The following is an 18,127-nucleotide window of genomic DNA, read 5'->3' as shown; positions in this document are numbered from 1 at the left end:
AAAGGTACTGTTATGAAAAAGAAGCTACAGGCGTTATTCATCCCGCTATTCGTCCAATTGCCGGTTCACGACACCGACATGAGTCGAAAACCGGTTAGTATCTGGGAAGACATTCGCGAAAAAGGCAAGCTAATCGTTTTGACTCGCCACGCGCCGACGACGTATTACCACGACGATGCCACGCAACAAGGTTTCGAATACGAACTGACGCAACAATTGGCGCAGTCGTTGAATATCGACGTCGAATACAAGGTCTACGACAACACATTCGATATCATGGCGGCGCTGGCGGCCGGCGAAGGCCATATCGCCGCAGCCGGATTGACCCCTAGCGAATATGGCGCGAAACATTTCCAGTACGGGCCGAGTTACAAAACGGTCGAACAACAAGTCGTCTGCAACAAACGCGGCAAACTGCCGAAGACCAATGAAGACCTGCTGAATCATTCACTGCTGGTCATTGCCGACAGCCGTAGCGATGAAAAACTCTCCGAAATCAGGCAGCAGTACCCTGAACTATCATGGCAAAGCACCACGACGTTATCGACCGAGCAAGTTCTCGAACAAGTCGCCAACGGCGCAGTCGATTGCACGGTCGTCGAATCGAATATCGTTACAGTTAACCGCCTGCATTTTCCTAATCTAATCAACGCCTATACGCTATCCGAAGAAAAACTGGCCTGGGCATTGCCGAACAATTCCTCAACTCTCAGGCAATACATCGGAAATTGGCTCGCGCGCATACAAAGCGACTCGACGCTAAAAGCGATCAACGAACGCTATTACGGCTATGCCGAATTGTTCGACTACCATGATGCTGCGGTTTTTTTGCAACGCGTCAAAAAACGCCTGCCCAAATACAAATCTTATTTCAAACAAGTTGCGGCCGACTACAACATTCCATGGACACTATTGGCAACCCAGGCTTACGGCGAATCGGAATGGAACCCTGACGCGAAAAGCCCGACCGGCGTACGCGGTTTGATGATGCTAACCAACAATACCGCAAAATCGCTGGGCGTAAATGACCGGCTCAACCCCAGACAAAGCATCCGGGGCGGTGCAAAATACATGCAGCAATTGCTGAAAAGAATTCCTCAAGAAGTTGCCGAAGAAGACCGCATCTGGTTCGCGATGGCCGCCTACAATATCGGCATCGCCCACCTGTACGATGCACGCGAACTGGCCAGAAAAATGGGCAAAAACCCGAATGTCTGGGCCGATATCAAACAAGTATTGCCGCTGCTGTCGGAAAGGCGACATTTCAAAAACCTGAAATACGGCTATGCGGCCGGCAAGGATTCAGTCAAATATATCGACCGTATCCGACTCTATCATGACCTGCTGCGTAAAACGGAAACCTCGACGACGATTTAATTGTTATTACGCATATTTTCGAACCTTGCCAGGGGCCGGGTTTACAAACCAGACCTAAACGTTTCGACCTTGGCCAAAGCTAGCCGAATTACTTGGGACAAACTGAGACATTGGGACGGACTAAATAACCCGTCCCGCACAAGTTTCCATTTATCTAGGGAGTCGAATACCCCTTATGTATATTAAGCTTTCACTTTGTTTATCCCCAAAGTGCATTTCGCCTAACCATTCCCAAGCCACCTAGTAGCGCGCTACCGAACAACCACACTGCACCCGGGAGCGGAACAGCAGAAACCGTAATCGTATTCCCGGAGCGGCTAAAAGCCATCGTATCGGAACTAAAATCGATTCGATAGTTACCATCGTCTCCGTTGTTTCTTATGGAATCACCTAAATTTATGCCTGCCGCGGCTTCATCGGTTGTCAACCGATAATCCGCCACAAGATACAGGTAACTACCTTCGGCCAATGTAACTTCGAAAGCGGGATCCCTGCGAAAATGAATAGAACCGTTTGCCGCGCCTTCTTCCTCGCTTAGACTATTTAACGTAATAATATCGTTGCTTATGGAATTACAATTATTATTGATATCGTCGCAACGCGCCAAATGATTTGCAGCGTTGAGCAGGGGATTTTCGGAACCATTATCCAAGTAAAAATGAGTATCCGGATCTAAATAAGTAAATCTGCCGTCCCCATTTAAGTCGACTGCATCATCCAACGAGTTACTCGTACTTTCGTATGCCAACAAATTAACCTTAAATGTTCCTGCCGACTGCATCACGATTTTCCAAGTATCGAAAGTTGTTCCCTCTTCTACTTTATAAATGATTCCTTCAACGGGTAATGTACTAGCGGCTTGAGCCGGCGTCATGAACAAGCCGCTTATCAAACCGACTACTGCTAAAGATTGTGCCAAATGCTTCATTCTTTCAACCTCATTGTTTTATTTTATTGATTATTAGGATTTCGTGATAAATAACTTCCTGGAACTATGCGCTTTGTTGAGGATTCGGTAACTCGCTTGACAGGACGCCGCGAATACGTCCGTGTAGGCTTGACGGCGGCGACTGATTGCCAAGGATGGCATGAATGCAGATTTTGCATTACGCCATGGATGGCGTGTATTAGGGCAATGCAGGAGCAATTGCCGAGGAGCAAAAATCTGCCCTGCCGCCGACACCTGCCAATCGAGGAACCGAACCCTCCGTAAAATAGGGAAGTTATTTACGACCAAATCCTTATCGTTTTAGGTTTCGTAGCTATTTCCTAAACGAATGCGTGAGTACTTGACATCGCATTAATATGTAAACACTTAATCTTTCCATTAAAATATGGAAAAGGACTTCTTTAAATTTATCACTTTCCGCAATCGTTACGACTAATGTCACTTAGATGGAATTTAATTATTCACGCACTGTGACGGCCGGTCTGCTACCAAAATTAATCTAACAAATGGTGTTTGTCGCCTTGCTTCCAACGGACGTCTTCAATTCCTAATCAATATCTATGCCACTATGCATGTAACCTTTTAACTTAGGGGACTAGAGAGATTACAGGTTGATTTGTATAAAAACATTTTTTTAAAACTGAGTGATATGCCATAACAATAATGTGAAATAACACACATTTTACCCGCCTTTATCCCTCGGTATTTTTGCAAAAACTCAGTACCTCTTTTGACGCTTTTGTATCGAATAGCGCATTATGTTGGTGCAAAAAAGACAAATCGGATACACAGCATTCCTACTCAGTTTTGCGATTAGGCTGTTTCAATAAGACTTCCAATCCTTATACAATGACGAATATAGCCCATTAGCGCCCAGCTCAATGCTTCGTTTATAAAACTGGCAGTAATATTGCTTAATTTAAATTGAATTTGGAATTGTGGGATTACGAGGTAATCTGTTTTAGATTCCTTTTCAAAGGGTCATGTTATTTTCGATTTACTCTTGTTCAAGGGGATTATCATGAAAAAAGTTGCCGTTCGACAAATGACAAAAAGTGAAGACCGAAGCGGTTCGATCAAGATGGTGGTGTTACAGCTTGTTTCCGTCACTGTATTGGTTGCCATTCAATTGATGTAGCTTTTTGTTTGGCCTATGGCGCAACAAGCCGGCCTTTACCGAAAATAACGGTTTTGGGCTAATCAACCGGTTCGAAGCGCTTAACTTTAAACTTTCAAACCCTTCCCACATGCCTCTAAAACAGGCATCCACAGCCATGGACGGCTTGCCAAGGGGCTAAATGCCTTGAGCATCGGCTTCGTTTTTAGCAGATTCTTTTTCGGCAGTTTCTTCGTCATTCTCGGCTGATGCAAGCGTCTCCATTGTGCGCCTTAGCCAACTATATACCCGCTTGACCATCATAGCTTCATCATCGTTAATGCTAACTTGCCGATAATGCGTATTGTCTTTAGCCGCCAAGCGCCTTTTCGCAGAGCTAAAGGCCTCATTCGGTATCTCACGACTAACCAATAGATCAAGCAACGGAAGCTCGGCCCGCCTAATCCATTCCACTGTTCTAGCGGCTGTATTACGCGTTGCCGGAATATCGATTATCGCCAATGCTTTAATATCGTCTTGCAAATCATTGTAAGCCTGCAAAGCCATCAATGCCCCCATACCATGACCGACGATCGCAATAGTTTCGTATTCCTTTTTTTCCAAGAAATTTACCGCCGCTCGTAAACGTGCCGTCGCCTCGACAAACAAGTCAAAATAATCTTCCACCTCGGCCCCAGATTCTCTTAACGGCATCTGTAGGGCTAACGTCGACCAACGATGTTTCGGTAATTCGGTTCTAAGCTCATGAATCAATGGTTTTCTGTCCGGATGCGCGCCTTTATCGTGCAATATAATTGCCGCTTCTTTGATGTCCGGATATTCGGTCTCGGTATAGATACTTAAGAATTTGCGATCATTCGCTTGTAGCCAAACCATTTCGCCGACACTCAAGGTTTTGGTAATTCGTTCGGCATAATCGGCTTCGCGGGCGACATCGGTTGCGCCACAAACAAAGCTCCAGAATCCACCGATAAATACCAACCAATATTTCAGCCTATTCACCGTTTAACGACTCATTTGCCAATCATCGGGAAACCATTTGCGTTTTCCGGTAACGCGATTTGATCGCCATCGCCAAATCGTGTACCGCCATCGCATAATAAGAACTTTGGTTATAGCGAGTTATGACATAAAAATTGCGATGACCAATCCAATAGTCATCGCCAATAGATTTTCTCAGCAATACTAAATGCAGCGGCCCATCGCATTGACAATAGCGCGCTGGAATAACGCCTGCTTGCTTGAATTGAGGCAGCGTATATTGATGATTGACACCGGTTTCAAGCGTATGAGCTTGCGCACCGTTCAGTTTAGCGGGCGTCACAATCGGTTGCCCCGATTGCCAACCGTGTTGCGCGAAATAATTGGCCACGCTGCCGATAGCATCTTCAGGGCTCCATAAATCCTTGCGACCATTACCGTTAAAATCGACGGCCCATTTTAGAAAACTGGTCGGCATAAACTGTCCCAAGCCCATCGCGCCGGCAAACGAACCAACCGGCTTAGACGGATCGAAACCTTCCTTGCCGGCCATAATCAGAAAGTTTTCGAGTTCGCCCCGAAAATAGTCACCGCGCCTTTTATAGTCGAATGCTAAAGTCGTCAAAGCATCAATGATACGGTGATTTCCAATATAACCGCCATAGGAGGTTTCAACACCGAGAATACCTAAAATATATTCTGCCGGAACACCGTATTTATCCTCCGCGCGACGCAAACTCTCGCCATGTTTCATCCAAAACGAAACACCGCTATTGATATGGCGTTCATCCAAGAATTTCGCGCGATAACGCGTCCAACCGCCCGGCGCCGGCTCCGCTCTCGATTTTGAAGCTTGATCCGATTTATGCAAATAATCCAAGGTCCATTGTTTGCGTTTGGCCTGTGAAAATAAGCCGTTTAAATAGTCTCGATTGAAGCCGTGTTTTAGAACCATTTCATCGATAAAACGCCACAAATCACTATACCCGGCATAATCTCCGGAAACTGACGCGGCAAGATAGGGACCGATTTGTTTAGGCTGTAAGGGTTTAGCAATCGGATTCGCAACAACCGGATCGGACGCTTGATCGGCAGATTTCTGAAACGGCGGGTACTGCTGAGCCGTTGAGGAACATCCGGTTAGCATTAAAATGACTACAGCTAGTTTTTTATACATCTTTAGGTTACCTGGCGGAAAAACTCGATTCGGAGATCTATTATAGTGTCCTTAAATTCAAATTAAGAGTTAAAAAATTTATTCCAATCCACAATAGTGTTCTTAGCCCACGGTGCATTAAGATAACCGTTGCCTTTCTGCGATTTGCCGAAGAAAAACATAACACCCTAATGCCGCGAGCAAATGCTTAAGAGTATGCCCACTAATACCATATAACCAATAGTAAACACTACTATCCGCGACTTCAAAAGCCTTCGCCACACCATATAAACCGAAAAAAATCCAATAGGCCAGCCCATGGGTAAAACGGGGTTTATACATCACTAATATTAACGGCATCAGCAGTAATGGCAAGAATTGAACTAGACCGTATAAACGTAAATCGCCACGGCCTTGCAACTCGCTATAGTGCCAGTATAAAACGGAAGCCAACCCTGTCAACAGTAGCGGATACAGTAACTTAGATGCGACCTCTTCAGATATATACTCGCCGACAATCACCGAAAAAAATGATATAAATGCCAAGGTCATCGGCAATCTATCCCAAATCAACGTGCGGTTATTCGGCTCCAGATGATAATAAATCGAACCGAATCCCACCAAGGCTACGCTGCTAAAAAACAGTATGTAATACGGTAAAATGACAACGACGATTTTAGAACGATCGACGAAAAAAAGAGTCTTAACACCGATTAATCCCACCAAGATAAATGGCAAATTGGACGCCACATTCAAAAAATGTTTAATACCAAGTATTTTCCTTTGGTCGGCAAACTCATGATAAAACCGGTCTTGGGGAATTGCCGGAAAAAAAAACATTACAATCACAGAAGCCAAAGCGATAGCGATCAATATCGAAGCCCGATAGTCGAGATTATTTGTCATCATCAAGCATCATTCGAGATTTGCAAAAAAGAATTATACCCGGTAATTTATTATATATATCATTTAGTTATATATTCTCCTGATAAACAACCACCCGATTTCTTCCACTATGTTTGGCTCGATACATCGCCTTATCGGCCGCCTCGATCATCGCAGGATAACTTTTATACCCCGGAGAATACACAGCCAATCCGACACTAACCGTTAGTTCATGATCATGAAACCGCTCGCTCATGACTTTACCACGCTGCTCTATTTCACCCCGTATTCTTTCTGCATACCCTGATGCGCCAGCTTGATCGGTATTGCGCAACACAAATAAAAATTCTTCGCCACCGTAGCGGCCGATCAAATCGCCTGGACGCGTCATGCTCCGCAAAATATCCGCAACAATCTTCAATACATCGTCACCTGCCTGGTGGCCGCATACATCATTAAAGTGCTTAAATCGGTCGACATCGATAAAACCTACCGCGATTTTTGTTAATACCTGCGGTTCGCTTTCGAAAAGACGAGCTAAAAACTCATTGATGACACGTTTGTTAAATAATTGCGTCAAAGGATCGATCTGCGACTCCTTTCTAGCTAAGGTATACTGCTTGGCATTCATCAACGCGATACCCAGTTCATTAACGATCGGCAATATTTCACCGAGAACCTTTTCATCCATTCCCCGACCACTCAACGAATTATCGGCATAGAGTACACCGACCAACTTGTTATGCCGTAAGACAGGCATTGCGATAAACTCGTCGACATTGATTCGATGAAGCATCTGCCGATCGAGACTATCGTCCTTTCTTATCAAGACCGGCTTTTTGTTGCGCAGGCAATCCAACAATTTACCGGTGACTTCACCGATTGGAATTTCGAACGGTTGCAGTTCGTCTTCAAGAATCGACTCCGGCCACCAATGCGCGGCAATCAAGCCCCGGCGTTTCGGGTCGATATTTAACATTATGACTCGATCGAAACCGAAATCGCTTTGAATCGCCTCTAAAGTCCACGGTAAGAATTCTTCCGGATCGAGACTCCGGTGAGGGATCGTTAGAATTGAACCGTTCGAGGCCACCCCAGCATTGCCCCCATTCGATTTTTCATGCCGGGTTTTGTTGCCGATGACGCTGAGTTTAATCGTCGCCTGCACCAATGTCGCTCTCAGTTTATGAATATTGGGAAATGAAATACCGTAAAACTCCCGGGTATTGGCCATTTCGCGATCGACATGTTCAAGTAACTGCTCCAAATTCAACTTATCGATATCGATAATTTTTAAGACCTCTTCTTGTAAATCCGGACTACAAATTTTTTCGCTAGACCCCACACCTTGAACCCAAGCAATATAATTGGCAAACGAAATAATCGCGGTCTCGGTTTTAAATTGAGCATACGGGGAGTCGGCGGACGGCATTTCGTGATGAAAGCCGATCATTGCGGTAATCGCAGGCGGTAAGTTCCAGGTCGCGCAGAAAACTAAACCGATTTCGGTATGCGTTAAACCGAAGAAAGTTTTCTCGCTTTCCATCAGCGATTGATCGCTTTTATCGTATGCCGTTAAATAATCGCTATAAGACACACGCCCGTAACTTTCCAACACGACTTTGCCGACATCGTGCAACAAACCGCCTGTATAAATCATATCCGGATCGGGATGTTTCAAGGTTACGGCAATCGCCTTACTCATCGATGCGACGAACAAACAATGCTGCCAAAAAAACATCTGATTGAACGATTGCTTCGATTTATGCCGGATTAGCCGATTATAAAATAACTGATCCAAGGCGGCCTGCCTAACGGCTGAAAACCCGAGCATATTGACCGCATGCTTGATCGAAGTGATTTTTTTAGGCAGACAAAATGCCGCCGAATTAACTATCCTTAGCACTTTAGCCGCCAACGCCGGCTCCGTCTCGATCACTTTCGATAGATCTTTTACCCGGGTGTTTTCATCGTTGGTAAGTTTAAGTAATTTAATCGCTGCAGCCGGAATCAACTGCAAATGCCTGACTTCCTTTTTTAGAACCGCGCGAGCCGCCTTGGCAATCCCTGCGGGATAGCCAAGCAAATCTTCGTTTGCTGAAGCGGTATTGTTATCCATAATAGTGGCTGCTTATATCGATTATCGTTAAAAATTGCAGAATGCAGGTAGATTATGTGAAAAACATCAAGCCGGCAATGCGCAATTACCCATAACCTCTACCCTAGAACATAAAATTTCAATAGTTTTAACACCTTCTGTTCGTACTAAGGATTTCGTGACAAATAACTTTCTGAACCTATGTGCTTAGGTACGGATTCGGCAACTCGCTTGACAGCCACCGACACCTTTCAATCGAGTTACCGAACCTACCTACTCTATAACTTTCGTACTTCAAATTTCGGCAGTGCCTAAGGAGGCACCCCTGTGCCGAATTTTGACCTGCGATGGGTATACATTGAAAAATAAAGAAGTTATTTTTGAGCAAATCCTTAAATCTTGTCGAAATGCGTTTTGATCCGGCATTAACACCTATACATTTCTCAAACTCATTATGGCTTGATTTAAGCACACCACGAACTGCGATCTCTTGAACGACTCGGAAGCGCCTACCCCGGATCCAACCGACAGAATTAGGATAAAGGTTATATGATTTTCAAGCAGATATTTGAGAACTATGAAACGTATCAAGCAATTGTCCAGTGATATTTTGCCCTCCGCTCTGATTTCCCCGATGAACTGAATTACATTCGCTTACCTATTTTGAGTAACTTCTGCTATATTCACTCGCCAACAAGAAATGAAAGCACATTCCGAATCATCATTTTAGACGGAAAATTACAAGAACAATCAATGCTATCAGGACGCAAATATGTCAGAGTTTATTTATGTGTTAACCGTTATTTATTTTATTTTTGTTGTTAAAGAGGCCGAAGGGGAGAACATCGCTGCATTTTGTCTTCGTGTCTTACCAGGCATTTGGTCGCCTATACAAAAATCGTATGCAAATCTACGCGATCGTTTCTTTAGTTTAATCAACTTTAAACCGACTAGCTTCGCATAAAACAGCGCATTAGGGTACTTACTGAAAAAAATGGCTGAATCAAAAACTTACCTGAATGTGCCGTATGCTCAAAAAGATGCGGCTAAAGCGCTCGGCGCAAGATGGGATCCTGCCCAAAAGAAATGGTATGTCCCAGGCAATAAAGACATATCACTTTTTGCGCAATGGCAATCACAAGACGCAGCACCCAAGTCGACTGTGGCTTCCGATACTGGATCGGCTTCATCCAAAAGAAGCCACACAACTAATAACGTCGGCTCGGGCGTTATTACCTATGCAACAGATAAAGACTTTGTAGCCTATAGCGGTGATGAGCCGCCATGGGAATAAACTTATCTTGTGAAAATAAACAAAATATACTCATCGAAAAATCAAAATTCGGCACCGGGATGACCCTCAAAAGTCGCCGTGAACCCAGAACCCAGAACCCAGAACCCAGAACCCAGAACCCAGAACCCAGAACCCAGAACCCAAATTATCTAAGACAATTAACCATGGCCAATGGGCTATGGAATTTAGGTGCTGGATGAATACGTCCATATAGACTCTATGCCAATCCCTCACCTAGCGTTAGGTGAGGGACCGATCACCCCGGCGCCTCCTTAAGCATCGCCGAAATTTGAAGTGCAAAAGGCACAACCTCCCGCAACACTGAGCTTTGTAATTCTTTTCACTTGTCGCCACCGAGCAAAGAAACTCAGAAAACAACAGCAAATAAAGCCACTCGAAGCTCGTAATCAAATTGATCGATTTTGTGCCGCTATCGATTTACTGCTAACCTTCAGCCTTTAAAAAGTAACCATGGATCCATTGTGAATAGCAGTTCCGTTCAAGCCATTGCCAAACAAAGCCGTCTTGCGGCACGTCAATTATCATCGACATCAGAGTCACTGCGTAATCTTGCGCTTTCAAAAATGGTCGACTCGCTTCAATCAGCTAAACGCCGAGTTTTGGAAGTCAATACCGAAGAAGTCGAAAAAGCTCGGCAAGCCGGGCAGTCCAATGCATTGGTCAAACGTTTGATGATCGACGATAAAGTTTTTCAATACATGATATCCAGGCTAAATAAAGTCGCTCGGAGGCCGGACCCATTGAATCGCGTACTCGAAGGTCATACCAATCCCGCCGGGCTTCAGGTGTTTAAAAAATCGGTGCCGCTTGGCGTCATCGGTATCATTTACGAATCGCGGCCTAATGTCACCACCGATGCCGCCGGGGTTTGTATCAAAAGCGGTAATGCCGTCATCTTGCGAGGCGGATCGGAAGCACTGCAAACTAACATGCTCCTGGCAGATGCGATGATTGAAGGCGCTGTAGCTGCAGGACTTCCGGAACATGCGATACAGATTATCCGCATGCCAGGCCATGAAGCTGTTGGAGAACTGCTCATGATGGACGACTATGTGGACGTGTTGATTCCGCGCGGCGGCAAGGACTTGATCAAACGTATCGCCGAAGGTACCCGAATTCCTGTCATCAAACATTACGACGGCATCTGTCATCTCTATATCGCGGCAGACGCGGCCCCTGCTCAAGCGGTCGATCTAGCGATCAATTCGAAATGCCAAAGCATTCAAGTCTGTAACGCACTTGAAACCTTATTGATCGACCAAAAATGCGCGGAACAAATGCTACCGCTGCTTCAGGCGGCATTTGACGCAAACAATATCGAGCTACGCGGCTGCGAAAAGACACAAAAGCTCTTACCAGGCATTGCCCCAGCGACAGAAGAAGATTGGCATAGCGAATATCTGGCGCCGATACTTTCAATAAAAATCGTCAACGGCATCAATGAAGCGATTGATCATATCAATCACTATGGGTCGGGGCATACCGATGTCATTGTTACGCAAAGCCTTAACATGGCTCAACAATTCGAGCATCAGGTTGATTCAGCCTCGGTATTGATCAATGCTTCCACAAGATTATCGGGAGGCGGCGATTACGGCTTGGGATCGGTAGTCGGCATCAGCACCGACAAACTACACGCCCGCGGCCCGGTCGGGCCGGATGAATTGACAACCTACAAGTGGGTGGCCTATGGCAACGGCCATTTGAGGAATTAACCTGAAAAGGGCAGTTGGCATGTGTTGTAGACCGTTCGTGCTGAGCCAAGTCGAAGCATGAAGGACCTACAACACTTTCACCGGCCTAGTGAAGCCTCAAACTACCCTTCACCCTTCGACAGGGCTCAGAGCGAACGGTGGCTTGAGGATCTCAACTGCTCTTTTTAAGATTAACCGATACCCAGCGTAGATTAAATTCGGCACCGGGGCCGTTCATGTAGGCCCTATGCCAGCATGGAGCTGGTATAGGAAATAACTGGAGTCAGAGCAAAATTAAATGCCTAACATTGCGCTCAACCGCAAGCCGGAAATTGTTAAACCGACTGGATCGTGATAATTTTGGACAGTATTTTGGAAAAACAACAAAAAAGGCTTAGTCGAAACCGACTAAGCCTTTGAATTTGTTGGAGCTGGTGATGGGACTCGAACCCGCGACCGGCTGATTACAAATCAGCTGCTCTACCAACTGAGCTACACCAGCGAAGAAGCCGAAATTATACAGAACATTTTTTTTGCTGCAAGTATTTTTTATTTTTCTTTACTGTTTATGGCTCATTTGAACACGTACCCGGCACCCAAGCACTTGTTTTACCAGTCATATGATAGGCAGCCAATCCTAGCCATTCTCGGACGCCATAAGTCAATTGTTCTAAATTTTCGCCGAACGCAAAACCGAGACTTGTCGATTCGCCCGGCACTGTCCAGTGATCGACCGGATACGGAATGACCGGCCAATCGACCCGACAAAATACGCCTACCGCTCTAGACATATGTGAAGCGCTGGTGATTAATAACCATTTTTCACCTTTTTTCGGCTTTACCCATTCTTTGCCCAGCAAGGCATTTTCATAGGTGTTTCTCGAGCGCCGTTCGAATTCGATTTTCCCAACATCGAGGCCTTGCTGCTCGAAAAGTTGCGAGGCTACGTCAGCTTCCTGAAAATTCTTATCCTGCTTACTACCCAATCCTCCGGTAAAGACTAATCTTGCATCAGGATATTTTCTAGCCATCTGCATGAAGGTCAACGCGCGTTCCGAATAAGCTTTTAGCTCGACCTGTTGCCAGGCATAGCTGGCGTCGATTTTTTCAGCGCCAGCGAGCATAATGATGCCGTCCAAATGCTCCGGCAACGGCGGGTTCGCCGGAAATTTTGTTTCCAAAGGAAGCAGCAGCCAACTACCGACCGGAAATAAAGCAATCAACCAGCATAAGAAAACCAAGACACTGAACCCATAAAGCGCTATTTGTTGGTAGCCCGACCAAAACAACCCGCAAACCAGAGTCAGCAAAATCAACAACAAATGATCCGGAGCAAATAAGTCCCAAACCAGTTTCGACACCCAATAAAAGGCCGAATCCATCGTCTTGAGCACCGATTAGCCCATTAAATAATCGACAACGACACCTGTAAACACAGCCAAACCGAACCAGTTATTATTGAGAAACGCTTTAAAGCAATCGGCTTTTTCGCGATGAACAATCAGCTTCTGTTGATAAACCGAAAATCCGGCGGCAGCGGTTAGCCCCGCATAATAAATCCAGCCCATTTGTTCAAATCGACCGACAATAACCAACAGCATCAAAATAACGATCTGCAAGCCACCAATAATCTCCCTATCTTTATCGCCGAATAGTATCGCGGTCGATTTCACACCGATTTTTAAATCATCATCTTTGTCGACCATCGCATACATAGTGTCGTAAACCAAGGCCCATAAAATCACGGCTAGATATAATACCCACGACGCTAACGGCAAACTTTGCGTTTCGGCGGCATAAGCCATCGGCACGGCCCAACCGAAAGCCATGCCCAAAAAGGCTTGCGGCAAATGGGTATAGCGCTTCATAAACGGGTAGACGGCAGCTAGAATAGCACCGCCAATAGATAGCAAAATAGTCATCGTATTCAGTAATAAAACCAAACCGAATGCGATAAGGCTCAATACGACGAAGAGCGCCAATGCCTCCTTAGGCCGCACCTCTCCGGTAGCGATCGGGCGCTGTTTGGTGCGCTCGACATGAGGATCGAATTCGCGATCGGCATAGTCATTGATCACGCAACCAGCCGCTCGCATCAAAATGACACCTAACACGAAAACGGTCAAAATTTTCAAATCCGGCGAACCGCTCGAGGCTAACCAAAGCGCCCACAGTGTGGGCCATAAGAGTATCAATATACCGATCGGGCGATCGAATCGGGCCAGGCGCCAATAAAGTTTTGCCCTGTCGACGATAGCTTGAGTATTCAATGACTTACCTTTTTGTCCTAAGTACGTTAAAAAATGCAGGGACGGCGAATCGATTACAACGAAACCCCAACCTTTTAGCCGGCGCGCCTTACTCTTTAAAAAATTAAGGAATTTGCACAAAATAATTGCTACAAAGTAGTAGGCTTTGCGGCGGTCCGGTGACTCGCTTGACAGGACGCCGTGAACCCAGCACCTAAATTATCCAAGATAGTTTAACCATAGCCAATGAGCTATGGAATTCATCCAGCACCTAAATTAGCCATGATATTAAACATAGCCAATGGGCTATGGAATTTAGGTGCTGGATTTAGGTGCTGGGTGAATACATCCATGTAGGCTTGACGGCGGCGACTGATTGCCAAGGATGGCATGAATGCAGATTTTGCAGGAGCAAAAATCTGCCCTGCCGCCGACACCTGTCAATCGAGCCACCGAACCCCCTTCTAACAGTTGTCGAAGTTATTTCATGCTCGTTCCTAAGCGGCCTCTTTAGGTAGGCGCTTCGTTTCCCATCTGCCGCCCGCATAAATGATGTTATCATAATGTTTCATGATTAATTACGAGCTTCAGCTAAAATCGGAATCTTATCCGGCACATGAATATGGATGAGACCCGATCCAGTATTGTTCTTCCCTGTACACTCGATACCGGCAATCCATACCGTTATGATGGGCAACTTGGGTCTTGTCGATTTGGCTAAAAGCTCTACGTAATCATGTATTGTTTTAAACTTGGAGCATGGCCAATAACGATGACTGTCAAAATTTATCATAATCCCCGTTGCAGCAAATCGCGTCAAACCTTGCAAATTCTGCAGGACAAAGGTCTCGATATTGAAATAATCGAATACTTAAAAACCCCGCCTACCGCAGATGAGTTAAACGAAATCCTCAATCTACTTGGCATCGAGCCGCGCGATTTGATGCGTAACAACGAAAGCGAGTATAAGGAAACCGGCATGGACGATCCTTCGCTAGACCGACAAGCCTTGATAGCCGGCATGGTCGCAACGCCTAAATTGATCGAGCGACCGATCGTGCTAGCTAACGGCAAAGCGGCTATCGGACGTCCTCCCGAACACGTTCTGGAAATTTTATAACTTGTTCCGGCTCGACATGGCTCACACTAATAACTAAGACCGGCCAATGACTGCAAAACATTATCACCGCATCGCCTTAGCCGGTTTTTTCGGGCTGTTTGGTTTGTTGATGGCCTGGCCTACCGTATTGACGCCGCCGGATCAACTGCCTACCGCATTGGTATTGCTGCTGAGCGTTTCGCCGTTATTATTGCCGATGCGCGGTTTGCTTGCGGGTAAAGCGAGAAGCTGCGCCTGGGCAGCCTATATTAGTTTGCTTTATTTTATCCATGGGTCGGTCGAAGCTTATGCCAATCCATTACAAAGGCCTTATGCGTTACTGGAAGTGACCTTCAGTTTAATGCTGTTTGTCGGCGCAAGCCTTTATGTTCGTTATCATAAAAAAAAGCCTTGATGCATGGCCGAGCAATTACCGTTACTTTTCGAACACAAGTTTAATCTGACCTTTGCCAATTTCTATCCGGGCAAAAACCGGGAAATTATCGGCCACCTGAAAGATTGCGTTTCCGGTACCGGAGAGCAGCAGATTTATCTTTGGGGTAATATTGGCCTGGGCAAGAGCCATTTATTGCAAGCCTGCTGTCAATTGGCCCAGGAGTTAAAAAAAACTACGTTTTACTATTCTTTCTTAGCGGACGCTTTGCCTAGCACCGAAATTCTAAGCGGACTTGAAGATTACGAAGTCGTCTGCTTCGACAATATCGATGCGATTGCCGAAACCTCGGACTGGGAGCTCGCATTTTTCAATTTCTATAATCGCCACCGGGATCGTGGCTTTAAGTTAATACTGTCTTCGAATTGTCCGCCCAATTGGCTGACCATCCGACTGCCCGATCTAAAAACCCGGCTCAACTGGGGATTGACTCTAAAACTTCAGGAACTGTCGGATCAAGAAAGCATTGAGGCTCTGGCCTTTAAAGCCAAACAAATGGGCTTTGAAATCAATCCCACGGTCGGCCGTTTTTTGCTGAATCATTATGCCCGAGACTTAGCCTCGTTGTGGCGCTTGCTCGATCGACTGGATCATGCAACGCTGGCCGCAAAACGTAAATTGACGCTGCCTTTTTTAAAACAATTTCTCAGTCAAGATGAAACCGATTAAAGTACTTATCGTCGGCGCCGGCGCGATCGGCGGTTTTTACGGCGCATTATTGGCGAAAGCCGGCGCCGAGGTATCGGTCGTATGCCGGTCCGAATTCAACCTGATCGAACAATCCGGCTATTCAATCGAAAGCCGCGACCTGGGCGACTGGCACTTCAAGCCGCACCATGTCTTGCAACATTCCGAAGACTATCCGGAACAAGCCGATTATGTCGTGCTCTGCACCAAGGCGATCGATGTTTCGGAAAACCTCGAGCTCATCCGTCCCGCAGTTTCGTATAGCACCACGATCGTCTTTATACAAAACGGCGTTGAAACCGAACAAGCTTTCATCGATGCCTTTCCAGACAACGAAATCATCAGCGGCTTGGCTTTCATCTGTTGCAACAGAACCGGACCCGGACAAATAGCTCATTTGGCCTACGGCCGATTGACCTTGGGCAGCTTAACCAACACTATTGGCCCCAAAGCCGAACAGCTTGGCGCCTTTTTCAATGCGGCCGGCATCGAATGCCGAATTACCGACGACATCATCGGCGCGCGCTGGCAAAAATGCGTTTGGAATGCGCCATTCAATCCGCTGTCGGTGTTATCCGGAGGCTTGGCGACTCAAGACATTCTCAGCACACAAGAACCCTTGGTGCGAGGCATCATGCGAGAAGTTGTCGCGATCGCCTCGGCCTGCAGACACACATTGGCCGAAGACATCATCGAACGCAATATCGCCAACACGCACACGATGCCGCCCTACAAAACCAGCATGCTGCTCGATTACGAACAAGGCCGTCCGATGGAAACCGAAGCGATACTCGGCAATGCCGTACATGCCGCGAGGCGAAAAGACGTACCCTGCCCGCACCTGGAAACGCTCTATGCCTTAATGAAATTGCGAGAATTACAACTCGCTCAGGATCCGAACACCGATTAACACAAACACGGCGCCCAGTCCACTTAGCGGCCAACGAATCACCAAGGCATCGTCAACCCCTCGTATTTGATGAAACTACCGCTTTGCCGAAGCGAAAAGGCATCGATCATCTTACGCATGCCGGTGACGCTCTCGTCGGCATCGATCAATCCGTTCGGTCCGCCCATATCGGTCCTGACCCAACCCGGATGAAAAATCAGCACACCCACCCCGCGATCCATCAAATCGATCGATACGCTTTTCATCGCGGCATTCAAGGCAGCCTTGCTGGAACGATACAAAATACTGCCGCCGCTGGAATTATCGGCAATGCTCCCCATTTGACTGCTCAATGCCACGATCAATTTTTTGTCGCTACGCTGAAGCTGCGGCAAAAAAGCCTCGCTCATTTTAACCGGCGCCTGCGTGTTGACCAGCAGGGTATGCGACCAAGCCTGATAATCCAAATTACCGAAGCCGCCTCCCGACTTATCGCCGTAAACGCCGGCATTATTGATCAAAACGTCGATGGTTTCATTGGCCAGTCGCGCCGATAGATCATCGATTTGCGCAAAATCGGCGACATCTAAGGCTTCGATTCGAATACTCGCATGCCTCGCCGCCAAAGCCTGAAGTTTTTCGGATTTATCGGGATGCCGGCACGCCGCGATAACCCTGTCACCCGCCTCGGCATATTGACGGCAAAATTCCAAACCTAAGCCGCGATTGGCTCCGGTAACTAAAATAGTTTGCATGGTACTAACTCCTTATCGATGACAAATTTTTATGATTGTTCCTTAGCCAAGGCGACCTCGATACCCTATATTGCCGCCCGACGTTTGGGGCTTTCCCTCACCTAACGCTAAGTGAGAGAAAGCCACTGATGCTCAATATCCTCTGTTCAGCAAGTTTTGCCTTCCACTAACCGCCGCCTCGATGATATAGCCGTAAAAGCCGACACATAAAACCGTCGACATCCTGTTCGGAATACGCGTCAAACTCGAATTCAACGCGTAACTGCGGCAAGCGAAGCTTGCCCAACACACGATCGGAGGTGCTGTGCATACGGACCTTCAGCAACCTCCCTGATTCTTTTAATAGCCATGTTTCGGCATCGACCGAATAGCCGTCGGGCAATAAAACCGGCAAATAATTTAACAGTGATCTTCATGAACGG

At 46.5% G+C, this 18,127-nt stretch carries 16 protein-coding genes and 1 tRNA gene; 7 read left to right on the top strand and 10 right to left on the bottom strand.

Annotated elements, in window-relative coordinates; all coding sequences use genetic code 11:
* Positions 1-12: 12 nt before the first annotated feature.
* The gene (gene mltF / locus ACINK7_RS03825; protein WP_404359972.1) at positions 13-1,377 is read left to right on the top strand and encodes a membrane-bound lytic murein transglycosylase MltF; all 1,365 of its coding nucleotides are present in this window, start codon (positions 13-15) and stop codon (positions 1,375-1,377) included.
* 199 nt (positions 1,378-1,576) lie between these two features.
* Here mltF and ACINK7_RS03820 read toward each other — a convergent pair whose 3' ends face one another.
* The 5 genes from ACINK7_RS03820 to ACINK7_RS03800 all read right to left on the bottom strand — a co-directional run bounded on the left by ACINK7_RS03820 (position 1,577) and on the right by ACINK7_RS03800 (position 8,584).
* Entirely contained in the window at positions 1,577-2,305 is a 729-nt protein-coding gene (locus ACINK7_RS03820) for a VPLPA-CTERM sorting domain-containing protein (protein WP_404359971.1), read from the bottom strand.
* A 1,315-nt stretch (positions 2,306-3,620) separates the two neighbouring features.
* Positions 3,621-4,445, bottom strand: coding sequence for a DUF3530 family protein (locus tag ACINK7_RS03815; protein WP_404359970.1), 825 nt, complete (start codon positions 4,443-4,445; stop codon positions 3,621-3,623).
* A gap of 22 nt (positions 4,446-4,467) precedes the next feature.
* A complete protein-coding gene (mltB, locus tag ACINK7_RS03810) occupies positions 4,468-5,601 on the bottom strand; it encodes a lytic murein transglycosylase B (protein ID WP_404359969.1) in 1,134 nt (377 codons plus the stop codon).
* A 117-nt stretch (positions 5,602-5,718) separates the two neighbouring features.
* Positions 5,719-6,489 (bottom strand): ceramidase domain-containing protein, encoded by a 771-nt coding sequence (locus ACINK7_RS03805; RefSeq protein ID WP_404359968.1) that lies wholly within the window; start codon positions 6,487-6,489, stop codon positions 5,719-5,721.
* Between the two features lie 64 nt (positions 6,490-6,553).
* Positions 6,554-8,584 (bottom strand): HDOD domain-containing protein, encoded by a 2,031-nt coding sequence (locus ACINK7_RS03800; protein ID WP_404359967.1) that lies wholly within the window; start codon positions 8,582-8,584, stop codon positions 6,554-6,556.
* Positions 8,585-9,557: 973 nt separating this feature from the next.
* Here ACINK7_RS03800 and ACINK7_RS03795 point away from each other — a divergent pair.
* Positions 9,558-9,857 (top strand): DUF5710 domain-containing protein, encoded by a 300-nt coding sequence (locus ACINK7_RS03795; protein WP_404359966.1) that lies wholly within the window; start codon positions 9,558-9,560, stop codon positions 9,855-9,857.
* A gap of 482 nt (positions 9,858-10,339) precedes the next feature.
* On the top strand, positions 10,340-11,593 hold the full coding sequence (locus tag ACINK7_RS03790; protein WP_404359965.1) for a glutamate-5-semialdehyde dehydrogenase: 1,254 nt from the start codon (positions 10,340-10,342) through the stop codon (positions 11,591-11,593).
* A 405-nt stretch (positions 11,594-11,998) separates the two neighbouring features.
* Here the strand turns inward: ACINK7_RS03790 and ACINK7_RS03785 are convergent.
* The 3 genes from ACINK7_RS03785 to ubiA all read right to left on the bottom strand — a co-directional run bounded on the left by ACINK7_RS03785 (position 11,999) and on the right by ubiA (position 13,842).
* A tRNA-Thr gene (locus tag ACINK7_RS03785) sits at positions 11,999-12,074 on the bottom strand.
* A 64-nt stretch (positions 12,075-12,138) separates the two neighbouring features.
* Positions 12,139-12,954 (bottom strand): YdcF family protein, encoded by an 816-nt coding sequence (locus tag ACINK7_RS03780; protein ID WP_404359964.1) that lies wholly within the window; start codon positions 12,952-12,954, stop codon positions 12,139-12,141.
* A gap of 15 nt (positions 12,955-12,969) precedes the next feature.
* Complete coding sequence (ubiA, locus tag ACINK7_RS03775) at positions 12,970-13,842, bottom strand: 4-hydroxybenzoate octaprenyltransferase (RefSeq protein WP_404359963.1); 873 nt, start codon at positions 13,840-13,842, stop codon at positions 12,970-12,972.
* 751 nt (positions 13,843-14,593) lie between these two features.
* On the opposite strand from ubiA, the gene arsC reads away from it, so the two are divergent.
* The 4 genes from arsC to ACINK7_RS03755 are packed head-to-tail and all read left to right on the top strand — an operon-like array spanning position 14,594 to position 16,971.
* Positions 14,594-14,941, top strand: a complete 348-nt coding sequence (arsC, locus tag ACINK7_RS03770; RefSeq protein ID WP_404359962.1) for an arsenate reductase (glutaredoxin) — start codon at positions 14,594-14,596, stop codon at positions 14,939-14,941.
* A gap of 46 nt (positions 14,942-14,987) precedes the next feature.
* The gene (locus ACINK7_RS03765; RefSeq protein ID WP_404359961.1) at positions 14,988-15,335 is read left to right on the top strand and encodes a DUF2069 domain-containing protein; all 348 of its coding nucleotides are present in this window, start codon (positions 14,988-14,990) and stop codon (positions 15,333-15,335) included.
* Between the two features lie 3 nt (positions 15,336-15,338).
* The gene (gene hda, locus ACINK7_RS03760) at positions 15,339-16,043 is read left to right on the top strand and encodes a DnaA regulatory inactivator Hda (RefSeq protein WP_404359960.1); all 705 of its coding nucleotides are present in this window, start codon (positions 15,339-15,341) and stop codon (positions 16,041-16,043) included.
* The gene (locus ACINK7_RS03755; RefSeq protein ID WP_404359959.1) at positions 16,030-16,971 is read left to right on the top strand and encodes a ketopantoate reductase family protein; all 942 of its coding nucleotides are present in this window, start codon (positions 16,030-16,032) and stop codon (positions 16,969-16,971) included. The genes hda and ACINK7_RS03755 overlap by 14 nt, the downstream gene beginning before the upstream one ends.
* Positions 16,972-17,009: 38 nt before the next feature.
* Here the strand turns inward: ACINK7_RS03755 and ACINK7_RS03750 are convergent, their stop codons facing one another.
* Positions 17,010-17,705: an SDR family oxidoreductase gene (locus ACINK7_RS03750; protein ID WP_404359958.1), complete on the bottom strand. Its 696-nt coding sequence runs from the start codon at positions 17,703-17,705 to the stop codon at positions 17,010-17,012.
* Positions 17,706-17,871: 166 nt separating this feature from the next.
* Positions 17,872-18,099 (bottom strand): hypothetical protein, encoded by a 228-nt coding sequence (locus ACINK7_RS03745; RefSeq protein WP_404359957.1) that lies wholly within the window; start codon positions 18,097-18,099, stop codon positions 17,872-17,874.
* Positions 18,100-18,127 lie beyond the last annotated feature (28 nt).

Source organism: Methylotuvimicrobium sp. KM1, assembly GCF_044788715.1.
GTDB lineage: Bacteria > Pseudomonadota > Gammaproteobacteria > Methylococcales > Methylomonadaceae > Methylotuvimicrobium.
This window is presented reverse-complemented; position numbering and strand designations above follow the sequence as displayed.

Coding starts and splice junctions, on each gene's coding strand:
- mltF (WP_404359972.1), top strand. CDS start 13: ATGAAAAAGAAGCTACAGGCGTTATTCATCCCGCTATTCGTCCAATTG.
- ACINK7_RS03820 (WP_404359971.1), bottom strand. CDS start 2,305: ATGAAGCATTTGGCACAATCTTTAGCAGTAGTCGGTTTGATAAGCGGC.
- mltB (WP_404359969.1), bottom strand. CDS start 5,601: ATGTATAAAAAACTAGCTGTAGTCATTTTAATGCTAACCGGATGTTCC.
- ACINK7_RS03805 (WP_404359968.1), bottom strand. CDS start 6,489: ATGATGACAAATAATCTCGACTATCGGGCTTCGATATTGATCGCTATC.
- ACINK7_RS03800 (WP_404359967.1), bottom strand. CDS start 8,584: ATGGATAACAATACCGCTTCAGCAAACGAAGATTTGCTTGGCTATCCC.
- ACINK7_RS03795 (WP_404359966.1), top strand. CDS start 9,558: ATGGCTGAATCAAAAACTTACCTGAATGTGCCGTATGCTCAAAAAGAT.
- ACINK7_RS03780 (WP_404359964.1), bottom strand. CDS start 12,954: ATGGATTCGGCCTTTTATTGGGTGTCGAAACTGGTTTGGGACTTATTT.
- arsC (WP_404359962.1), top strand. CDS start 14,594: ATGACTGTCAAAATTTATCATAATCCCCGTTGCAGCAAATCGCGTCAA.
- ACINK7_RS03765 (WP_404359961.1), top strand. CDS start 14,988: ATGACTGCAAAACATTATCACCGCATCGCCTTAGCCGGTTTTTTCGGG.
- hda (WP_404359960.1), top strand. CDS start 15,339: ATGGCCGAGCAATTACCGTTACTTTTCGAACACAAGTTTAATCTGACC.
- ACINK7_RS03755 (WP_404359959.1), top strand. CDS start 16,030: ATGAAACCGATTAAAGTACTTATCGTCGGCGCCGGCGCGATCGGCGGT.
- ACINK7_RS03750 (WP_404359958.1), bottom strand. CDS start 17,705: ATGCAAACTATTTTAGTTACCGGAGCCAATCGCGGCTTAGGTTTGGAA.